This is a genomic window from Phyllobacterium myrsinacearum, assembly GCF_002980555.1.
GTDB lineage: Bacteria > Pseudomonadota > Alphaproteobacteria > Rhizobiales > Rhizobiaceae > Phyllobacterium > Phyllobacterium myrsinacearum.
In genome coordinates, this window is sequence record NZ_PVBT01000001.1 from 1,110,841 (window position 1) to 1,131,360 (window position 20,520).

The 20,520-nt window shown below is 57.9% G+C and carries 23 protein-coding genes and 1 pseudogene; 10 read left to right on the forward strand and 14 right to left on the reverse strand.

All coding sequences use genetic code 11. The features are described from left to right. Nucleotides 1-43: 43 nt before the first annotated feature. Complete coding sequence (locus tag C5750_RS05370; RefSeq protein ID WP_105732760.1) at nt 44-1,126, reverse strand: alkene reductase; 1,083 nt, start codon at nt 1,124-1,126, stop codon at nt 44-46. Nucleotides 1,127-1,772: 646 nt separating this feature from the next. Here C5750_RS05370 and C5750_RS05375 point away from each other — a divergent pair. Then, complete coding sequence (locus C5750_RS05375; RefSeq protein ID WP_105732761.1) at nt 1,773-2,312, forward strand: flavin reductase family protein; 540 nt, start codon at nt 1,773-1,775, stop codon at nt 2,310-2,312. 4 nt (nt 2,313-2,316) lie between these two features. On the opposite strand, the gene C5750_RS05380 is transcribed toward C5750_RS05375, so the two are convergent. From C5750_RS05380 to C5750_RS05430, 11 genes are all read right to left on the reverse strand, one after another. Then, nucleotides 2,317-2,562, reverse strand: a complete 246-nt coding sequence (locus C5750_RS05380; RefSeq protein WP_105732762.1) for a hypothetical protein — start codon at nt 2,560-2,562, stop codon at nt 2,317-2,319. A 95-nt stretch (nt 2,563-2,657) separates the two neighbouring features. After that, a complete protein-coding gene (locus C5750_RS05385) occupies nt 2,658-3,074 on the reverse strand; it encodes an EamA family transporter (RefSeq protein WP_105732763.1) in 417 nt (138 codons plus the stop codon). Then, the gene (locus C5750_RS05390; RefSeq protein WP_105732764.1) at nt 3,071-4,249 is read right to left on the reverse strand and encodes a GNAT family N-acetyltransferase; all 1,179 of its coding nucleotides are present in this window, start codon (nt 4,247-4,249) and stop codon (nt 3,071-3,073) included. Before C5750_RS05390 ends, C5750_RS05385 begins: the two co-directional genes overlap by 4 nt. After that, nucleotides 4,230-5,048 (reverse strand): alpha/beta hydrolase, encoded by an 819-nt coding sequence (locus C5750_RS05395; protein ID WP_245420986.1) that lies wholly within the window; start codon nt 5,046-5,048, stop codon nt 4,230-4,232. The genes C5750_RS05390 and C5750_RS05395 overlap by 20 nt, the downstream gene beginning before the upstream one ends. Further along, nucleotides 5,035-5,910, reverse strand: a complete 876-nt coding sequence (locus C5750_RS05400) for a fatty acid desaturase family protein (protein ID WP_105732765.1) — start codon at nt 5,908-5,910, stop codon at nt 5,035-5,037. Before C5750_RS05400 ends, C5750_RS05395 begins: the two co-directional genes overlap by 14 nt. Next, a complete protein-coding gene (locus C5750_RS05405; protein WP_105732766.1) occupies nt 5,907-6,260 on the reverse strand; it encodes a DMT family transporter in 354 nt (117 codons plus the stop codon). The genes C5750_RS05400 and C5750_RS05405 overlap by 4 nt, the downstream gene beginning before the upstream one ends. Further along, nucleotides 6,257-7,210 carry an arginase family protein gene (locus tag C5750_RS05410; protein ID WP_105732767.1) on the reverse strand — a complete coding sequence of 318 codons (954 nt, stop codon included), beginning with the start codon at nt 7,208-7,210 and terminating at the stop codon, nt 6,257-6,259. The genes C5750_RS05405 and C5750_RS05410 overlap by 4 nt, the downstream gene beginning before the upstream one ends. A 4-nt stretch (nt 7,211-7,214) precedes the next feature. Then, nucleotides 7,215-8,636: an aspartate aminotransferase family protein gene (locus tag C5750_RS05415; protein WP_105733131.1), complete on the reverse strand. Its 1,422-nt coding sequence runs from the start codon at nt 8,634-8,636 to the stop codon at nt 7,215-7,217. 23 nt (nt 8,637-8,659) lie between these two features. Then, on the reverse strand, nt 8,660-9,343 hold the full coding sequence (locus C5750_RS05420) for an MtnX-like HAD-IB family phosphatase (protein WP_105732768.1): 684 nt from the start codon (nt 9,341-9,343) through the stop codon (nt 8,660-8,662). Between the two features lie 123 nt (nt 9,344-9,466). Continuing rightward, nucleotides 9,467-10,843 carry a sensor histidine kinase gene (locus C5750_RS05425; protein ID WP_105732769.1) on the reverse strand — a complete coding sequence of 459 codons (1,377 nt, stop codon included), beginning with the start codon at nt 10,841-10,843 and terminating at the stop codon, nt 9,467-9,469. Then, on the reverse strand, nt 10,840-11,496 hold the full coding sequence (locus C5750_RS05430; RefSeq protein ID WP_105732770.1) for a response regulator transcription factor: 657 nt from the start codon (nt 11,494-11,496) through the stop codon (nt 10,840-10,842). The genes C5750_RS05425 and C5750_RS05430 overlap by 4 nt, the downstream gene beginning before the upstream one ends. A gap of 295 nt (nt 11,497-11,791) precedes the next feature. Here C5750_RS05430 and C5750_RS05435 point away from each other — a divergent pair, with 295 nt between their 5' ends. Next, nucleotides 11,792-12,166 carry a COG4315 family predicted lipoprotein gene (locus C5750_RS05435; protein ID WP_105732771.1) on the forward strand — a complete coding sequence of 125 codons (375 nt, stop codon included), beginning with the start codon at nt 11,792-11,794 and terminating at the stop codon, nt 12,164-12,166. An 82-nt stretch (nt 12,167-12,248) separates the two neighbouring features. Here the strand turns inward: C5750_RS05435 and C5750_RS05440 are convergent, their stop codons facing one another. After that, a complete protein-coding gene (locus tag C5750_RS05440; RefSeq protein ID WP_105732772.1) occupies nt 12,249-13,262 on the reverse strand; it encodes a Tim44 domain-containing protein in 1,014 nt (337 codons plus the stop codon). 221 nt (nt 13,263-13,483) lie between these two features. Here C5750_RS05440 and C5750_RS05445 point away from each other — a divergent pair, with 221 nt between their 5' ends. The 5 genes from C5750_RS05445 (at nt 13,484) to C5750_RS05465 (ending at nt 17,992) form a co-directional block, all read left to right on the forward strand. Next, entirely contained in the window at nt 13,484-14,050 is a 567-nt protein-coding gene (locus C5750_RS05445; RefSeq protein ID WP_105732773.1) for a tetratricopeptide repeat protein, read from the forward strand. A gap of 63 nt (nt 14,051-14,113) precedes the next feature. Next, nucleotides 14,114-14,725 carry an RNA polymerase sigma factor gene (locus tag C5750_RS05450; RefSeq protein ID WP_105733132.1) on the forward strand — a complete coding sequence of 204 codons (612 nt, stop codon included), beginning with the start codon at nt 14,114-14,116 and terminating at the stop codon, nt 14,723-14,725. Then, nucleotides 14,722-15,525, forward strand: coding sequence for an anti-sigma factor family protein (locus tag C5750_RS05455; protein ID WP_245420987.1), 804 nt, complete (start codon nt 14,722-14,724; stop codon nt 15,523-15,525). Before C5750_RS05450 ends, C5750_RS05455 begins: the two co-directional genes overlap by 4 nt. A gap of 137 nt (nt 15,526-15,662) precedes the next feature. After that, nucleotides 15,663-16,916: a cyclopropane fatty acid synthase gene (locus C5750_RS05460; RefSeq protein ID WP_105732774.1), complete on the forward strand. Its 1,254-nt coding sequence runs from the start codon at nt 15,663-15,665 to the stop codon at nt 16,914-16,916. A 98-nt stretch (nt 16,917-17,014) separates the two neighbouring features. Next, entirely contained in the window at nt 17,015-17,992 is a 978-nt protein-coding gene (locus C5750_RS05465; protein WP_105732775.1) for a GAF domain-containing protein, read from the forward strand. A gap of 221 nt (nt 17,993-18,213) precedes the next feature. On the opposite strand, the gene C5750_RS05470 is transcribed toward C5750_RS05465, so the two are convergent. Beyond that, entirely contained in the window at nt 18,214-18,402 is a 189-nt protein-coding gene (locus C5750_RS05470) for a hypothetical protein (protein WP_105732776.1), read from the reverse strand. Between the two features lie 287 nt (nt 18,403-18,689). Between C5750_RS05470 and C5750_RS27005 the strand changes: the two are divergent. The 3 genes and pseudogenes from C5750_RS27005 to ytfQ all read left to right on the forward strand — a co-directional run. Next, nucleotides 18,690-18,755 (forward strand): annotated as a pseudogene (locus C5750_RS27005) (DUF2280 domain-containing protein); the annotation flags it as partial. Between the two features lie 94 nt (nt 18,756-18,849). Beyond that, a complete protein-coding gene (locus C5750_RS05475) occupies nt 18,850-19,257 on the forward strand; it encodes a hypothetical protein (RefSeq protein WP_105732777.1) in 408 nt (135 codons plus the stop codon). 277 nt (nt 19,258-19,534) lie between these two features. After that, nucleotides 19,535-20,491, forward strand: a complete 957-nt coding sequence (gene ytfQ / locus C5750_RS05485) for a galactofuranose ABC transporter, galactofuranose-binding protein YtfQ (RefSeq protein WP_146118181.1) — start codon at nt 19,535-19,537, stop codon at nt 20,489-20,491. Nucleotides 20,492-20,520: the final 29 nt, after the last annotated feature.

The window sequence follows — 20,520 nt, forward strand, 5'->3', positions numbered from 1 at the left end:
AGGCAAAATATTCTGGCAGGTGTTGAACGCGTGGCGGGCGCTTTCACTCGTCCACAAGTTCAAGGCTCGGATAATCCGTATAGCCCTTGGCATCGGTGGTGTAGAATGTCGATTTGTCAGCCGCATTGAGCGGCGCATTGCTGCGCCAGCGCTGCGGAAGATCCGGATTGGCGATGAACGCTTCGCCGAAGGCAACCAGATCGGCGCCGCCGCCAGCCAGCACGGCTTCGGCGTGTTCGCGTCTGTAGCCGCCGGCAACAATCAGCGGACCATGAAATGCGGCACGAATGGCTGGCGCAACGTCGGCTTGGCCTTCCGGCACGATGGCGGGAGCCACCACATGCAGATAGGCCAGGCCGAGAGGCTGGAGCAGGGCGGCAATCGCGGCAAAATGCGCAACCGGATCGCTGTCGCTCATGTCCTGAAAGGGATTGGTTGGCGAAACCCGAACGCCGATGCGTCCCGCTGGCCAATATGCCTTCACCGCGCCGATGATTTCACGCAGGAAGCGGAAGCGGTTTTCCACCGTGCCGCCATAGCCATCGCTGCGGATATTGCTGCCGTCGCGCAGAAACTGATCGACGAGATAGCCATTGGCGCCATGGATTTCGATGCCGTCAAACCCGGCATTTTTGGCGCGCGCCGCCGCATTGGCAAATTCGGCGACGATTCCGGCGATGCCTGCGGGCGTGAGCGCCTGCGGTTCGACATAGGGTTCGGGACCGTTCGCCGTATATACCTTGCCGGCAGCTGCGAGGGCCGAGGGGCCGGCAGGCCAGCGGTCATCGCGCAATTGCGAGGGAAGCGCGGTTCTTCCCATATGCGACAACTGGACAAAAATCCGCCCGCCCGCGGCGTGCACGGCGCCGGTTACCAGACGCCAGCCGGCCTGCTGTTCGTCATTGAAGAGCCCGGGACGGGTTGGCACATCGATGCTGCTGTGCGGATCGATTTCCGTCGACTCCGTGATGACAAGCCCGGCGCTGGCGCGCTGTGCATAATGGAGGGCGTTGAGATGGCCGGGTATTTTGCCGTGCAGGGCGCGGTGGCGCGTCATGGGGGCCATGACGATGCGGCTGGGAAGCGCGAGGTCACCGATTGTCAGCGGAGAGAACAGCGAAGTCATGGGATCGTCGGCTTTTCCGGATCATGCAGGCAGGAGATTGAACAACGCGGCCAGATGGAATGCAAAGGCAACCGTGAAAACGGCCGCGACAGTTACACGGTCCTTGTCTTTGAAGAGACGCCGGAATGGCTGATCTGGCGCTGCGCGCGCGGCTGTATAGTCGGTGGACGCCATCGGGTTCGGTCTCTCTGTGCTGGTGGGTTCCATCATCAGGCATTCGATAGACGATTAACACGATAGAGATTACTATTTTGGTGGACCTTGAGGTATGATTTTGTCTTGAAATGCCAATGACTGGAAAGAAATTCCCTGTCTTGTGGGTTTTCATGGTGCTGGGGCAAACAGCGCTGCGGCTCGTCGGGTGGACCGGCACCGATTCCGGAGACTCACCCGCGTGGCGCCGCGCCTGCGCCAATCCTCCTCTCTGCGGTCGTCATTGCGCTGGTTTTGGATTTGGTTTCTCGAAATAGCCAAAAAACGCAAAACAAAATTGCTGAATGGTCGCAGGTTGAGCAAAGTACAATCTGGTTTGGCGCTATACGTATGTGCTGCAATGCGGGGGTGAATGGCCGTCCGATCGAACGACCTGCCTGCCAGAATGATCCCCAGGGTGATTCCCCAAGATGATCCAATGAATGAGGAAAAAATGTCCGTCTTTCAGACCGGGGCGCGTGCCGCCCAGCATGAATTGACCGTGGAAGCTGACTTGTTCAAGGATTCCATGCGCCACCTTGCGGGCGCCGTGAGTGTTGTCACTGTCGGGCGCGGCAACGACCGCACCGGGTTTACCGCCACTTCCGTGTCGTCGCTGGCCATCGATCCGCCTTCGGTGATTGTCAGCCTCAACCGGGATTCGTCATCCTGGCCGGTCCTGCAGCGCCATGGCAGCTTCTGCGTCAATGTGCTTGCCCATGATCAACAGCACGTGGCCGACAGTTTTGCCGGGCGGGGCGGGCGCAAGGGGATAGACCGCTACCTGGACGCGGAGTGGCAAGAACTGGCCACGGGAACACTCGCGCTGAAGAATGCCCTGACGGTGCTTGACTGTGAACTCGACGATGCGATCGAGCGGCATTCGCATGGCATTCTGATCGGCCGGGTGCGCGCCGTCACGTTGCGCCGCAACGCCGAACCGCTGCTCTACTGGCACGGCGCCTACCGGCGCATCACCCAGCCAGCCAAATAATTCGTCAGTTTATAATCGCGGCAATTGAGCAGCCCACGAGGACAATCGTGGCCAGGAGGATCAAGCCGTACAGTTTGGGCTGATTGAAAACGACGGCAAAGCCGAGAAAAAACCCTGTGCAGGACGCGCCGAGCGCAAACAGAAATGCCGGCTGGTCATTGCTGGTGATCGAGAACGCCATCAATCCGGCGAGGACCAGCACGCCAAATGCGATAAAGATCCAGGTTGCAAAAGTTTCGTAGCGGTCCATAGGTCCTGACCTTCGTCGTGCATGCGGTCTTGTCATGGCAGATTACATCGAAATGAGGGCACACAGTCAAATGTCATGGCAGCACCATCATCTGCCTAACGCGATTTGTGGGGTATAGCGCCGGAGAGTGACGGTTCCGTGTCCTTTCGCTCCCCCGATGCCGTTCCAATCAGCCAGACCCCGATCAGAATCAGCGTGCTGCCGACAATCTGCAGCGGTGTGATATCTTCCTGGAAAATCAGCCAGCTGGTCGCCAGGACCATCACATAGCTGATGCCGGTCAGCGGAAATGCCTTGCTCAGGTCAAGCTGGGCCAGCGCCTGCAGCCAGAAAATGAAGCAGATGACTTCGGCAGCAATGGCGGCCAGCATCCACGGCGACGTGGCGGCGTGAATCAGCCAGGTCATATTGAAGCCGAGCCCGGTCATCTGTTCCGCTGCAAGCTTGATGAAAACCTGAAACAGCGTGTTGAAGAGGGGAATGGCGAACCAGACGAGATTGATCGGCTTCATGCGCTGTCCTTCAGCGTTTCATCCGCGGCAAACAGCGGCGAAGCCAGCCGCAACGCCCATTGGACAACCGGATTGCGGTGTTTGAAATACATGGTGTTGCGCGTCAGCTGGCTGCCAAGGCGAATCTTGTTTTCGTAATAGGCCTGCCCGCTCTGATAGCGGGTCATCCCATGTTCGAGGCAATGGCGCAGATTGGTGAACCAGCTCAGGTAATACAGGTTGTAGGCGCGGCCCTCGGCGCTGTTCATGCAAAAAAACTTGTCGATCAGCGTGTTGCCGTCATGCACGAGCAGATTGGCGGCCAGAAGCTGGTCGCCGGCGTAGTAGAAGGTACAGAACGAGCGTCCCTGCATGTGACGCAGGACGCCGTCGAAATAATCTGCGGTCAGTTCTTCGAACTGCCATTCACTGCGGTTGCGCGTGTCATGGTAGAGCGCCATGACCTGCGGCAGCATCGTTCCGAAGTCAGACCGGTTCTCGATCCGGATCTTTTCGAAAGACTTCATCTTGCGGCGCATATCCTTGCGGGTGCCGGAGGAAAGGCGCGACATATAGGTGTCGATGGAATCGAAATTGATGTCGAGCCACGCCGTTGGCAATCCGGGGATGCCCGCGAAGGCGCGGTCTGAGAAGATAGCTCCAAAGGCCGCGGTGGTTGGCTCCGGCACATCCTTGATGCCCATCAGCGAACAGCCATTGGCCTTGGCGTACCGTTCAAACCCCGACAATAACAGCGAAAACAGCTCCGCCTTGCGCGGTTCGGGCAGATCGGGATGAAAACCCGTAACGCCGTTTTCGGTGCATGGGGAGCCAAGGCAGGCGAGCTTCAGTGTCAGGAAGCGCGCATAGGTTTGCCGTATGCGGCGCAGAATCTGGCGCAGGCGGCCTTCTTCCAGTGTCGTATCCAGCTGATAGTCGGTCAGGAAGGCCGGCATGGCCGCCAGCAGTCGGCCGTTTTCGACGACCGTGACATAGCGGAAGGCAAAACCGGCAATACCGGCCTCTTCGATGGCAAGCAGGCAGTCATAATCCTCGACTTCCCCGGCAAAGCACTTGTTCCATGCGTCGCGGCCGATGTCGCGGATGGAATCGAACACGCGCGTCTGCGCCACCGCTGCGATTGCAGGCGATGCGGCCGTCTGAGGCAGAAACTGATCATGCATAGGCTGGTGCATTGTTTGCCTCGAAGAATTCCGCCGTGTAGTCGCCAACCTTTTGACGCTGCCGGTCCACGTGGATCATATGGTAGCTGTCCTCGATCCATTTCAACTCATGCGGCCCGCCGATGTGGCGGCTGATGTAGCGGGCATGTTTCGGGCTGCTCAGATCGTCTTCCGTCGCATGCAGGATCAGGGTCGGTGTCTGCATCTGCGGCAGGTTCTTCTTCAACTCCTTGCCCAGACGATACATCTCGACGATGCCCTTGCCGGGGAATTTGTCGATGACGCCTTCCGCTTCCATGCTTTCCATCATGCGGCGGATGCGTTCATCCTTGATCCCCAGCGCGGATGTTTCGCTGAAATTCAGCCGGGCAATGGATGGGATATATGACAGGAGTTCGATAAAGGGCGACAACAGCCAGTAGTAGTGCGGCACGTTCCAGCCGTCATAATGGAAGCAGGGCGAATAGATCGCCACGGCCTTGAGGCTGTTCGGTTTGCGGTGCGCCGCCATCATCGACAATTTGCCGCCGATGCAGATACCGGCTGCGAACGTCTCGTCATTGTAGGGCGCGAATTTTTCCGTCGCTTCCTCGACGCTGTGCAGCCAATCCTGCCAGCGCGTTTGCGTCAATGTCGCCATGTCAACGCCATGCCCCGCCAGAAGCGGAGCATAGACGCTGTATCCCTTGCGATTCAGCTGCCGCGCCAGCATCTTCATTTCTGCCGGGGCACCCGTCAGTCCGTGAACAAGCAATACACCTTTGCCATTCGAGCCTTGGAGGAAATAGCTCAATCCATCAGACATCTGCATCGATCATATCCGGGTTTCTGTTTTCCTTGGCCATGAAGCCCAGCGCGTGGCAGGTGCTGATGACGTGAACGCCCGCCTTGTCCTGATCTTCCTTGATCTTTTCGTGGAAGTTGCGCAGTTCGGTCCAATGGGTCTTCGGGCGATAGTGGTGCTCGGCATGGTAGCCGTTGCCGAACCACAACCAGTTGTAGAAGCGGTTATGGCTGCTGACTCCCCAGGCGATGGGTTCTTCCGGATCGCCATTGAGGTGCTCGTAATAGCCGTTGAGCGAGGAGAGGCAGTTCCCCAGATAATAGAAGGGAATGAAGAACAGCATCGCCTTCCAGTCATAGAGGAAGCCGATCGCCGCCAGACCCAGGAATGCGTAGAGTTCGAAACGGCCCCATTTGGCGTCAAACGGGCGGTTCTTGGCAATGGCCTTGTGAATATCGCCGAGACTGTCGCGGAAGAAGCTCAGGAACGTATAGCTCCATACGTTTTCCGGTTCGCCATTCTTGCCATGGCGATAAATCGACAGCCAGTCGATGGTTTCACCCTTTTCGTTCGGGCGGTCGCTGTTGCCCGAGTGATGGCGCATGTGAATCCAATGGTAGTAGGTCTGCGAGAAGCCGATTGTGATCGATTCGAGCAGGCTGAAGGCGTAGTTCATCGCGCGCGGCTTGAAGTAGGGCGTGTGGATGAAGTTGTGCGAAATGCTGTTGATGTTCCACGAGATCGATACCGCGTAGAACCCGCCGAGGACGAGCGACAGCCATAGAGGCCGGCTCTCGAAACCGGCGATCAGATAGACATTGAAGAGAAGGTGAGCGACGGCTGCCAGAACGGGCGCAATGTCCCACCTTGTATGAGCGAAGAGTTTCATAATCCTGTTGCTCCTACACAGGCCACGCCGGCTGTGATGAACAGCACACCGGCTGCGTGGCGAAGGTTGATTTGTTCTTTGAATATCCATGCTCCGGCGAGCACGATGACGACATAACTCAAGGCCATGAGCGGAAAGGCAATCGACAGCGGCACGTGTTCGAGCACGACCGTCCAGCCGATGAGTTCGAGAGCCCAGAAAAAGACGCCGAGCCAGGTCATGGGTTTGACCAGGGCTGCCGACAGGGTTTCATTGTCGGCGGAATGTTTGAAGCAGACTTCCCGCGCGGTCTCCGTCAGCACGCAGAACGCGATCAGGGCCAGCATGGCAGGGGTGAGGGTGCCGGTCATGCCATGGCCTCCGACAGGACTTCCAGCAACGCATGATTGGCGGCGCTGTTGATATTGGTTGTAAGGACCGGATCGGGCGTCGCGTGCGGCTGGTCGATGAAGATTTCCGCGCGCTTGGTGAAGCGCGTCCACAAATTCCCCGCATAGGACGGCGTTGAATAATCGCCGGTCACGTCGGCGCCGATAATCCGGTGGCGCTTACTGATCTCGGTGATCAGCGACAGCACATAGGGCAGGCGCATGCGCCCCTGATCCCAGTTGGTGATGGCATCATCGTGAACCAGCACGTCCTTGTCGATGGTAAGATACACCGCGTCGGTGGTGATGCGCGACAACAGCTGGTCGATGAAATTGTCTTCACCGATGTCCGAAATCGTCTTCCAGCTCAAGACGCCGTTTTTCTGCTCATAGCTGGCACCGTTGCCATAGTTCTTGCGCACCCGGCTTGGCGCATGACTGTAGGGGTAGAGTTCGAGCTGTCCCTGCTGCAGCAGGGACAGGTTGGCACCCTTGCGTTCGGGATTGGCCAGATCGTCGCTGCACACGCCGATTGTCACGATCTTTTCAAGGCCTGGATGCTGCAACGCGCGGTTGATCCACGAGCCGCAATGCATGCCATTGCCGAAATGCACCCAATCGGGGTGATTGTCGAAGTGAATGAGCGTTGCCGGGCCCGGATGGTTTTCAAGGGCGTTTGCGACGAGAAGGGCGGTGACGTGGTGGAAATCACCCGATCCCATGAAACACAGATGCGGCTTCTTCTGGTCACCGACCATTTGCCGGGAAAGACTTCCGGCAAGGGCGTCGATTGCCGTCTGGTTGCCCCACAGGCGGACCACCTGGCCGTGGTCTTCCGCGTGAATCTGGCGCGCGCCGGTTCGCATACAGGCGCGCACGAAGTCGGGTTGCAACTCCAGCGCATCATCAAGGTGAAGAAGGAGGAGTTGCATCCGATTATCTCTTGGCGGCGCGTACGAAAAGCTGATCGAGCAGGTTGAGAGCCAGATCGATTTCCTCGCGGGTAATCAGCAGGTTTGGTGCCAAGGTGATGACGTTCTTGTAATAGCCGCCAACATCGAGCACGAGACCGTACTTTTTGTTGCCGACAACAAGATCGCCCTTCATGCCTTCATCGGCCATCCAGTCGAGCGTTGCCTTGTCCGGTGTGAAGCCGTCTTCCTTGCAGATTTCGACACGCAGGGCGAGGCCGAGGCCGTCCACGTCGCCGATGGTGGGATGACGCTTCTGCAGCTCCTTCAGACCATCAAGGAAATAGGCACCTTTTTCCATGACGGCTGCGCCGAAGTCTTCTTCTTCGAGCATTTTCATGGTTTCGAGGGCGACGGCGGTACCCATCGGGTTGCTGGCGAAGGTCGAATGGGTCGAGCCGGGCGGGAAAATGCCGGGGTTGATCATTTCTTCCTTGGCCCAGACGCCGGACAGCGGGTTGAGGCCGTTGGTGATCGCCTTGCCGAACACGAGTGCGTCGGGTGTCACGCCGAAATGCTCGATCGACCACAGCTTGCCCGTGCGGTAGACGCCCATCTGGATTTCGTCGACCACGAGCAGAATGCCGTGATCATCGAGGACCTTCTTGAGTTCCTTGAAGAAGTTCATCGGCGGGATGACATAGCCGCCGGTGCCCTGGATCGGCTCGACATAGAATGCGGCATATTCGGCCTTGCCGGTCTTGGGATCCCACACGCCATTATATTCGCTTTCGAACAGGCGGGCGAATTTCTGAACGCAGTAATGACCGTATTCTTCCTTGCTCATGCCCTTGGGGCCGCGGAAGTGATAGGGGAATTCGATAAACTGGGCGCGGTCGCCGAAATGACCATAGCGGCGGCGGTAGCGATAGCTCGAGGTAATGGCCGAGGCGCCGAGCGTGCGGCCGTGATAACCGCCCTCGAACGCGAACATCAGGCTCTTGCCGCCGGTATAGTTGCGAACCAGCTTGAGCGAGTCTTCAACGGCCTGCGAACCGCCGACGTTGAAATGGACGCGACCCTTGGCACCGAACTTGCGCTCGGCATCCTTGGCGATCATGGCGGCCAATTCCACCTTTTCGCGATGCAGATACTGCGAGGCAACCTGGGGAAGCGTGTCCAGCTGGCGATGCGCGGCAGCATTCAGGCGCGCATTGCGGTAACCGAAATTGACCGCCGAATACCACATCTGCAGGTCGAGGAACGGGGTGTCCTTGGCGTCATAGACGTAGGAGCCTTCGCACCGGTCGAAGAACATCGGATGGTCGGTATAATGAACCGTATCGCCATGCGAGCAATATTCCTGCTCAAGGGCGCGAAGTTCGGCTTCGGATATCTGCGGGAGGGCAGCATTGTCATTCTGCTCGATGGCAAGGTTGGTTTTCATGAAGATTCTCTTCTGTTGCATTTTTACGCCGTGGCGTAATGGGGAGCGCTCTCGTGATGGCGGTTGAAGCCGGGGAGCGCATTCTTCAGGCTCTGGGTAAGGTCGGAAAAGTTTTCGTAGCTGACGAACGGAATGGCCTGCTGCGTGCAGAACTCAGCCAGCTTGTCCTTGGCGAACACCAGTTCCGGCTTGTCGGAGACACAGAAATCGGAACGGCCGTCGCCGATATAGACCCGCGTATCGAAGGCCTCGACCGAACGGCACTTGCACACGCCGGCGGCCGACGAACAATCGATATCGCTGTAGGGCGAACTGAGTTCATAGCGGGTGTGGCCATTCACGCCGGAGATCGTCAGCTTGTTGGCGATGACCGGGAGATAGTCGAGGTTGTGCCGGGCAAGGATGCGCTTGATGAAATAATCGACACCATCGCTGATGATCGTGACCGGTATGCCCTGTGCCCAGCAGAAATCGATAAAGGCGGGGAAGGTGGGGTCGATGGCGATGTCGTCGAGCGCACCATCCAGTTCCTGGCGAGTGGCTTCGATCAAGGCAATCTGACGTGCCATGCATTCGGCGGAACCAATGAGGCCCTGCTTCCATTGCTGTTCGATGTCTTCCCAGGCCGGGCTGGCTAATCGTTCAAGAATGAAATCGGTCGCGTCCTCAAGCGAAATGGTCCCGTCAAAATCACAAAATACATGCATGCAGACACTCCTCGTGCGAATGTGAGGAGCTTCTAGCATCGATGGATGATCGCTAAATTATGCGAAGATGATGCCAAACTGAAATCGATGGAGGGCGATCAGTGCATTCGTGTGCAAGCGAAATTATGCTTTTGGCAGAAGCACTTCCACAAGGAGGCCGTTGCCGGAGGCCGGGGACTTCAATGCAATCGTGCCCGACAGGCGCTTGACGATATCGGCAACGATGGTCAAGCCCAGACCGGTTCCTTCGATTTGCGGCGTGTCGACGCGGTAGAATCGCTGGAAGACGGCCTCGCGGTGGTGTTCTGCGATACCCGGACCGCTGTCTGATATGGACAGGCGCCAGTAATTGTTGGCCACAGTGATCGCCACGCGTATCCGGCCGGAGGCGGGCGTATATTTGACCGCATTTTCGATGAGGTTGCTGACCATCAGGCGTAGCAGCGGTTCGTCGGCCCGCACCAGCGCCTTTTCGTCGCCGTCGAGCGACATGTCCAGCTGTTTTGCCGTTATCAGATTGCCCATTTCGGCAACGACGGATGCCACGGTGCTGTAAAGCGGCACGGCCTGCAGTTGCATGGGCTGATGCCCGACGCGCGCGGCGCGCAGCAACTGCTCAATGAGATAGGTGGCCCGTTCATTGCTGATGATGAGGTCGGCGATGATGGCCTGCCGCTCCTTCTCATTGTCCGCCTGGGCCAGCATCTGCAGCAGAAGCTTCAATGCGGCCTGCGGCGTGCGCAACTGATGGGCGGCATGATCGGCAAAGCGCCGTTCCGCCTTGAGCGAGTCGTCGAGATCCTCGAGCAACTGGTTGATCGAGCGGCCGAGGGGCGAGAGGTCCCGCGGCAGCGTGTCGACGGGAATGGCCGAGAGATCGTCCGGAGAGCGGCTGCGGATCTGCTGCACCAGCATGCGGATGGTGCCAAGGCCGCTGTTGATGCCGAACCATATCAGCAGCGCGATCAGCGGGATGACGATCAGCAGCGGGAAGATTAGGTTGAGCAGGATGTTCGACACCAGCGTCTGGCGCATGGCGACCTTTTCCGCCACTTCGATCACAACACGCGTTTCGGGGATCGGCAGGGAGTAAATGCGCCAGAGTTCGCTGTCATAGGGGACATTGGTGAACCCGGCGCGCTGCAGCGGGATTTCTGCCGGAAACGTCGATCCGGAGAAAAGCACGATCTTGTTGTCTTTCCACGCCCGGAACATGTGGGCGTCCGCGTAGTCGTCCGCATCTTCATTCAGCGCCAGCTGGTTGCCCATGCTCAAATCGATATCGGCGATGTGCTTGGGCGGCGCGTCTCCCGTTTCCTCAAACTGATTGTGAAGAAGCATCCACAACACATTCGCATCGTTGATTAATTGCGCATCATAAACATTGTTGATTTCACGCGTGGCGCTGTTGAAGGCAAAGCCGCCAATGATTGCCATGGTGATGAGGATGGTTGGCGTGACGCGAAAGAACAGATTGCGGGTAAGGGTGGCTCTGCTCATGCGTCCACCATGTAACCCACACCCCGGATGGATTTGATGAAATCGCTGCCAAGCTTCTTGCGCAGATTGTAGATCGTCACTTCGGTTGTGTTGCTCTCAACGGCACTCTCGGCGCTGTACAGCGCATATTCAATATCGCTTTTTGTGACGTATTTGCCGGCGCGTTCCATCAGAAGTTTCAACAGCTGAAATTCCTTGGCCGTCATCATCACCTGGTTTGACGCCTTGCGCACGACCTTGGCCGCCGGATCGACTTCGACATCGGCGCATTTCAGGATCGTATCGACACGGCCCTCGCTGCGGCGAACCAGGGCGCGCAGGCGGGCAAGCAGTTCATCAAGATCAAACGGCTTCACCAGATAGTCATCCGCGCCGCTGTCGAGACCTTCCACCTTGTGCAGCGGGGTATCGCGGGCGGTCAAAAGCAGAATGGGGACAAGATTTTTGTCGCGCCGGGTTGCCCTGAGCACCTCAAGTCCGCTCATCTTGGGCAGATTGACGTCAAGAACAACAACCGCGAAACTCGAATCCTGCATGGCGGCAAGCCCGGTTTCCCCGTCCTGCATCCAGTCGACACCATAGGCATGTTTTTCCAGCGCCTTCTTCAGAGAGGAGCCAAGCATGGTGTCATCTTCAATAAGCAGCAATCGCATTGTTCAGATCATCGTTTGAATGTTTGAAAAACAGCATTTGGACGCGGCAACGGGTGGCAGATAGGATGGAATCTCGGTTTTTTGCGGGCGGACGGGTTTCAGCTTACACTGGATTGAGACAATCATTACGCTGTTTTCGCTTCGTTACCAATCGTCTCAATTATTGTTCGCGTTTCTTCTCTTGCGCCTCATTTCGGATCAGAATGGGCAGCAACGTCATGAACCGCGGACGATATTCGCGTAAAATGGGTATTGCTGGCATGTCGCCGGTCAAACCGATGAGGGAGTGAAATCGATGAAAACACTGCTGATAGCAATGAGTCTTCTGGCTGCCACGACCCTGACAGCATTTGCCGCCGAGCCGGCAAAGACGGTTGAAACAAAGGCCGGAAAGGTGCTTGCCACCGAAAAGGGCCTGACGCTCTATACTTTCGACAAGGATGCCAAGGGCAAATCTAATTGCGATGCGGACTGCCTGAAGAAATGGCCGGCCTTCCATGCCGATGCCAAAGCGAAGGCGATGGGCAAGTGGTCGCTCGTCAAAGCCGCCGATGGCAAGGACATGTGGGCTTATGATGGCAAGCCGCTCTACACCTTTGCCAAGGACACAAAGGAAGGTGAGACAGGCGGTGACGGGGTCGGCAGCGTCTGGCACGTCGTAAAACAGTAAAGCGGCAACGATCCCCTGAATCAACAACGGCGCAGAAGCTTTGCTCCTGCGCCGTTGTTCAAATCCATGGCAAGTGAACGGATCAAGCCGCCTGAATGGCCGACAACTTCCAGTCCGCTCCGTCCTTGCGCACGAAGGTCCACACCTCGGTGGTTTCGGTCGGTCTGGTGTTGTCGCCATCGACAAGACGGCCGGTTGTCCGGTCGAGCATCGCATCGATGCTGGAATAATGCATGGCCAGGGTGGCGTAATCGGCATTGTTTTCGTGCCACGATTCAGCGATATCGCCCTGAAGCAGCTTGACGTCGGAAACGCTGTTGCGCACGCCCTTCGTGGCATTCTCACCAAGCTCTTCCGCCAGGTAGGACATGGCTTCCGGCGTGGTGAGGGACCGCAGCTCGGCATAATTCTCTGTCCCGTAGGCGGTCTGCACCTTGGTCAGAAGCTGCTCGAACTGATTGAGATCCGACTGGGTCAGGCCAAGCTCATCCGTCGAGGTGGAGGCTTGTGCCGGCCTCGCGTTCTGGGAAGGCTGGGAAGAACCGGAACCCATCGCCGCTCCAACGGCCGGAATACGGAATGACGGCGATGCGGATGGGTCGGCCTGTCGGCCAAAACCCTGGCCGGATGCCGGACCGGAAGCGGCCAGAGGCGACTGACGGCGCTGGGCGAAAAACCGCATGGCCAGCATGATCGCGCCGATCACCAGACCGATCTGCAGCAACATGCCGAGGAAACCGAAGCCGCCGCCGAAACCGTGACCGAGCAATGTGCCGATCAAGCCGCCGACCAGCAGGCCGCCAAGCATGGAACCGCCAAAACCACTGAAAAAGCCGGGGCGGGGCGCTGCCGCCTGCGGTTGCATTGCCGAGGGCTGGTTGGTTTGCGGACGCGGGGTCATGGACCGTTCAATCGGTGCGGCAGGCGATGGTGCTGTCCGGGTGGTTGCAGGCGCGTCGAAGGTGCGTGTACCGCGGCTGCCAAATCCGCCGCCCGCCCGCCTTGCGTCGGCGATATCAAATGCACTCAGCGTGACAGCCAAGGCCAGAACAAGCAGCACAGCGATGCGAATGATGCGGGAAGCAGTACCGGACATAAATTTCTCCTGTTACGCCCCAGCCAATTTTGAGCGCGCCACCCGCATATAGAAAGCAGCACTGGCAATTTTAAGTCCTGACCGGAACAAATTGGACAATTTTGGGTGGATTTTTGTTTTTCCCATCATTGGAATTCAAAGAAAATTTCCCGATGCGCTGAATAAAGCGGATATCTGGCGTGTTCTCCCATCGCAGTCCCTTTGCTTCAGGAGAAAACGTGATGTTCAGTATAGGAAAATTCCCGTCCGTTGGCCGGATCTATCCGGTTGTCCTGCTTGGTGCGTGCCTTGCGGGTGCAGTCATGTCCGGTCCATTGTATGCGGCTGGCGGTGGTGGCGGTGGCGATTCGAGTTCAACACCGACCTGCCCGAAGGGTGAAGTCTGGAGCTCGAAAGCACAAAAATGCGTCAAGCAGCAGGGCAGCCTGGTTCCGGATTCCGATCTGACGAATTATGCCTTCGCATTGGCTGAAGCCGGCCGGTATGAAGAAGCGCTTGGCGTTCTCGATACGCTGAAGAATCCCAATACCGCTGTCGCCCTGAACTACCGCGGCTATGCCACCCGCAAGCTGGGGCGCACGGATGAAGGGATCGGCTATTACATGAAAGCTGTTCAGCTTGATCCCCAATACGCCCAAGTGCGCGAATATCTCGGCGAAGCCTATGTCATCAAGGGGCATCTTGATCTTGCCAAGGATCAGCTGGCCAAGATCAGGGGTATCTGCGGAACCGATTGCGAGGAATATCGCGATCTGGCGGAAGCCATCGAGAATCCATCCAAGCTGTGAGGAAGTGAGCGCCGCGAACCAGTGAACCGGCGAGCAATCATGACAATTCAGAGCGGATTCATCATGCCTGTCGCATATCCAACGGTTCCTGCCTATAGTCAGTCAAAGCGTAGCAAGCAGTCATCGGACCGTGTTGCCCGGTCCGATGCGGAGGCGACCATCGCAAACGAGCAGGAAATCCGGGCGGGCCTTTCCCAGCACCTCACGCGGCTCTGGCGCTATGCGGTCGTGCTGTCTCACCAGCGTGATGTCGCCGACGATCTGGTGCAGGCGACCTGCGTGCGGGCGCTGGAGCGGGCAAACCAGTTTGCACATGGCACGCGGCTTGATCGCTGGCTGTTTTCCATTCTTCATTCCATCTGGCTCAACGAAGTCCGGTCGCGCCGCGTGCGAATGGGGCAGGGCTTTGTCGATGCCGATGAAACCCTGGTCTTTGACGGGCAACGCGATACGGAGACACATGTTTTCGCCAATCAGGTTCTCCGGCAGGTCCAGGCCCTGCCGGAGGCACAGCGGACCGTGGTTTTCCTCGCCTATGTCGAGGAACTTTCCTATCGCGAGGTGGCCGACCTCCTGGACATTCCCATCGGTACGGTCATGAGCCGGCTGGCAGCTGCACGCGCGAAGCTCGCAGCATCCGCCGGTCCGGGCAGGCAGGAGGGGAGCGCGCAATGACCGATCCCAACCACAACGCGATGACAAGCGATGAAATGCTGGTGGCTTATCTCGACGGTGAGCTTGATGCGGATACACGCCGGCGGGTCGAAGGTTTGATCGGGAGCGACGAGGCGGTTGCTGACCGGCTGCATTTCCTGGCCGCGAGCAACCTGCCGTTCAAAAACGCCTTTGATCCGCTGCTTGACAAGGCACCCGCTGAAAAACTGCAATCGATGCTGGCCGGCATTTCGCCGCCCGAGCCGGTCAGGCCGCCGGTCAATGGCTGGAATCGCCGGGGTTTTCTGGCTGCGGCAATCGGTTTCATTGCCGTCGGTGTCGCCGTCGACCGCACATTCCTCGGGCTCCAGTCCGGCCTGCACGGCGATCAGGACGGCAGCGACTGGCGCGCGGTGGTCGCGCAGTACATGTCACTCTACACCCGGGATACGCTCGGCACCGGACCAGTCGATGCCGCACTGCAGTCCGCGCAATTGCGGGATGTCGGATCGCAACTTGGCCTTGCATTGACGCCCGATCGGGTGCAATTGCCCGGCGCTTCATTGAAACGGGCCCAGATGCTGGCCTATGATGGCCGGGCTTTGGGGCAGATTACCTATCTCGATGCGGCGCAGGCGCCGCTGGCGCTGTGTATCGTCCAGTCCTCCAAAGGCGCAAAAGCCGCCGATGCCGAACGGCGCCACGGGATGAATGTCGTGTACTGGTCCAGCGATACCCACGCTTTCATGCTGATCGGTCACGAATCGCCGGATGCCATCAAGGCAATGAGCGACAGGATTCGCCAGAGCCTGGCCATATAGCCTCGCTTCCCCATGGCATTGTGCTTCAGGAGCGGCACTGAAACCGTTTCCATTTCATTTTGGCTTCAGGTTCGCGTAATCCTGTGATCATCGGCACGTGTTACGAGCCGGAAATCGTTCGACTCAGGAGTGTCTGAATGCCTCTTTCGCCCGTGGACCGGATTCTTCGTTTCGCCTTCTCCCGCATCGTCACCCGCGGTTCCCTCACAATCCTTACGGCAAGCGGAGCCCGCCTGATTTTTGGCGACGGCAGCGGCGAACCGGTGGTGGTGCGCTTCACCGACAAGCGCGCCCAGTGGGCCTTTCTCATGGACGCCGATATGCAGCTTGGCGAATTGTTCATGGATGAGCGTTTCATCGTCGAGCAGGGGACGATCTATGATTTCCTCTGCCTGGTCCTGCGCGAGGCGCAAAACGAAACGCATCCGCTGCCAACGCGTGTGATCGATGCCCTGCGCGCCCGATTTCGGGGATTCCGCCATCGCAATCTGCCGGCGCGGTCAAAGCGCAATGTCGCCCATCATTATGATCTGGACGGCCGGTTGTATGGTCTGTTTCTGGATGCCGACCGCCAGTATTCCTGTGCCTATTTCGAACATCCGGAGCAAAGCCTGGAAGATGCGCAGCTGGCCAAGAAGCGGCATCTGGCCGCCAAGCTTCTGCTGCGGCCCGACAGCCGGGTCCTTGATATCGGCTGCGGCTGGGGCGGTCTGGCACTGCATCTGGCCGCTGAAGCCCCCTCGGGCAACGTGCTGGGCGTTACCCTCTCGGAGGAACAGCTTGAATTTGCCAGAAACCGGCCGGGAACAAAGAGCCAGCCCGATCGGGTGAATTTCGCATTGCAGGATTACCGCAGCCTGGGCGGCACATTCGACCGGATTGTGTCGGTGGGCATGTTCGAACATGTCGGCGTCGCATCCTATGGCCAGTTTTTCCGCAAATGCGCAGAGCTTCTGGACGAGAACGGCGTCATGGTGCTGCACACGATCGGCTGTTCGGCGGTGCCGGGATTCACCACGCCGTGGCTCGACAAGTATATTTTCCCCGGCGGCTACATACCGTCCATGTCCGAAATATTGCCGGAAATCGAAAAAGCCGGATTGATGGTCACGGACATAGAAATTCTGCGCCTGCACTATGCATCGACATTGGCCGCCTGGCGCGAACGGTTCATGGCCCATTGGCAGGATGCCGCGCAGCTCTATGATGAGCGCTTCTGCCGGATGTGGGAATTCTATCTGGCTGCGGCGGAGTCCGCCTTCCGCTATGAGGATCTGGTGATTTTCCAGTTCCAGCTGGCAAAGCGCAACGATGTTGTCCCGCTGACGCGCAATTACATTCGCGAGCATGAGCAAAGCCGAGCCAAAGTTCTGCAGGCCGCCAATGCCTGAGGGGCAGGCGCTGTTCCATAATTGCTGATTGTGTGGGCTTGACCGGGATCGTCACTCAACCATAGTCTGGACCATGATACTCGGCCTCGGAGGGGACCATGGTAACGCTCCAGAGCGGTTTGCACGCTGAATATATTGAATCAGCGCTTTCGTCGGGCAGCGCAGCTGCGCAATCGGCGCTTATCGCGTCATGGCGCCGGTCCATGCGCCTCTATGGCCTCAATCCCGTCGAGGGAAAGGGGCCGAACGTGCTGACAGAGCAGGAACTCAACCAGGCACGCGAACGGCTCGGCTCCCTCATCATGACCGCCCAGACCAGTCTTGACCGGCTCTATGCGGCCGTCGGCGGCGCAGGCTGCTGCATTCTGCTGGCCGACAAGAACAGCATTCCCGTTGACCGGCGCGGCTGCGTGGCGGATGACGAAGCCTTTTACCGGATGGGTTTGTGGACCGGGGCGGTTTGGAGCGAGGAATGCGAGGGAACCAATGGCATCGGCACGGCCATTGCCGAGCAACGGGCCTTGACCATCCACCGCGACCAGCATTTCCGCAGCCGGAACACGGCCTTGTCCTGCACTGTTGCTCCCATCTTCGATCATCGAGGCCGCCTGGCTGCCGTGATCGATGTTTCTTCCGCGCGCCACGACCTGACGGACGATTTCGTCAAGCTGATATCAATTGCTGTCGCTGATGCCGCACGGCGTGTCGAGGCGGAGAATTTCCGGCTTGCTTTCCCCAAGGCCCGCATAGTCCTGGCGCCGCCCGGCGACAACTGGATGAGCGAACGGGCTTTGAATGCCCTGATTGCCGTCGATGAGGACGATCTGGTGATCGGCGCATCGCGCTCGGCACGCCAGCTGCTAGGCCTGACCGACGATGCGCTCAACGCGCCGCTGCCGGCCGCAGACCTGTTGGGGCAGCATCAGTCGGCGGCGCGCGATTTTGCCATGGCCGAACGCGGTGCGATTCAAAGGGCGCTTGCCCGGAGCGGCGGGAATGTATCGGCTGCGGCGGCCGATATGGGTATCAGCCGGGCGACCCTGCACCGTAAACTCAAGCGCCTCGGCCTTTCCTGATAAAATTTTGATTTTTTTGCCTTGATTTGTCGCAAAACTGCGACAGATCGAGTTTGCACATGAACCGATGGGGCTGACACACTGTAAATATTGAGTAACTCTCTTCGCAACGCCGCAAGAGTCGGTTTGAAACAGGTGGAGAGAAACAACCGGGTGGATTTGAAACGCTGCCTGAACCGATTTCCAGGAATGTCATGGCATAGGCTTGGAACAAAGCCTGATCACCGCAACGGCTGCACATGTTGTTCCGCGCCGTTTCCGGTGAGCGCCTGAAAAGCGGTGTGAAGTTTGAGGTTTCCGATCATTTTCGTTGATGAATCAGGCGGTCCCCGGCCATCCGGCAACCCGCGGAATTTCCCAAAAGCGAGCTCCTGACCAGGGCTTGCTTCGTCGGTGGCGCTGACCTTCATCCAGTGCCACCGACGGCCCTCTACCCAACACATCAGCCAGGCGCAGGGCAGATTAGGCTCGACGCTTCGAAGCGCGGTGCAATGCGCTGGCGACCAGTCGGGGATCGAGCGAAACGTTGATCACGGTACTGCAATGCGGGCACACAAACATCCCGCCACGCAAATGCTTCTCACCATCCACCAAATCAACCTGTTGAATATTGATGGACGTGAGTTCGCGTGCGCACTTTGGGCATTTCCCAATCGTCATCCGCTCTTCCAATCGTTGACCGCATCTTGACACAGCCATGGCAAAAGCAAAGTTATCCGATGAGGTGAAGACCTACACCGTTCAGGCACTGGCATGGTTTGACCGCCTTTCGGGCGGTTCAGTGTGATTGCGGCAAAGGACCGGTTCCGGTCTGGTTCCCGAGCGGAAAGCACTTTTGAGAAAAGGCGGAAGATCGCATGGAAAAGAGCAATAAGGAGAACGCCGAGCACTTCGTATCGGCCATGTCTGCCTTTACGATCATTGATGAATCATTTGACGATGAAGATACAATCGACGCCTATCTGGACTGGCGCGACACCGATCCATTCGACTCGAATTGGACTGCCGCCGATGCGCGCCTGAAAGACCATCTGGCAATGATCACGGCAGAAGCCGACCGGACATGGATTGAGCAATTGCAGGAGCAGGGGCGCAAGCGGGTCTATATGGCTGTCATACGGCAGACAGGACATGCTGATCTCGCCGCCTATGCTTCGAACGATGTCGATCTCATCATCGGGTTTCTTGCCGCTGGCAAGGATGATGATTTCACGCATTTTCTGCGGACTGCCTATGAGAACGGCACGCTCCCGTCGGATAAATAATGGTGCCTTCAGTTCCGCAAATTTTGCGGAATTGGCTTGCCGCTGGAATGCGGGCGTCGAACCAGAATAAGACTGCTTTCAAAGAGATTTTTGATCAGGATCCCCTTCAGGCTTGCTTGCCTTTGAGGATCGTCCCGCCGTTGGCTGGTGCCATCACCTTCCCACTGGCGGTTTCATATGCGCTTGTTATTTGTATTACTATATTATAGTAATATGGTCGAGGTCTGGGAGGATCTTGTGAATTTGACCAATTTCGGGAGGAGAAGTCATGATTTCCATGAAGAGAATTCTGCTTGCCAGCACGGTTGCCATGCTGTGCGCCGGGACTGCCCATGCTGCTGATTTAACCATCGGCTTTTCACAAATTGGCTCGGAGTCGGGCTGGCGGGCGGCGGAAACATCCGTGTCAAAAATTGAAGCCAAGAAACGCGGCGTCGATCTCAAAATCGCCGATGCCCAGCAAAAGCAGGAAAACCAGATCAAGGCGATCCGCGGCTTCATCGCGCAGGGTGTTGACGCCATTTTCATCGCCCCGGTCGTGGCGACAGGCTGGGACACGGTTCTTGCCGAAGCCAAGGAAGCCAAGATCCCGGTCATTCTTTTGGACCGCACCATCGAAACAGCCAATGACGGTCTCTATCTGACGGCGGTTACATCCGATACCGTCCACGAAGGCAAGGTTGCCGGCGAATGGCTGGTCAAGGCGGTGGCCGGCAAGGATTGCAAGGTTGTTGAATTGCAGGGAACCGTTGGTTCAAGTCCCGCCATCAACCGCAAGAAGGGTTTTGAAGACGGAATTGCCTCGGCGTCCAATATCAAGATTACCCGCAGCCAGACCGGTGACTTTACCCGCTCCAAGGGCAAGGAAGTCATGGAAGGCTTCCTCAAGGCGGAGAATGGCGGCAAGAATATCTGCGCTCTCTATGCGCATAATGACGACATGGCCGTTGGTGCGATCCAGGCAATCAAGGAAGCCGGTTTGAAGCCGGGCAAGGACATCCTCGTCGTGTCCGTCGATGCGGTGCCCGATATCTTCAAGGCGATGGCTGAGGGCGAGGCCAATGCAACGGTTGAGCTGACGCCAAACATGGCGGGACCCGCCTTTGACGCGTTGAAGGCGTTCAAGGACAGCGGAAAAGCCCCGCCAAAGTGGATTCAGACGGAATCGAAGCTCTATACGCAGGCCGATGATCCGAAGAAGGTCTACGAGGAGAAAAAGGGTCTGGGCTACTGATCAGAACCATCGCGCCAGCCGTCCCGTTC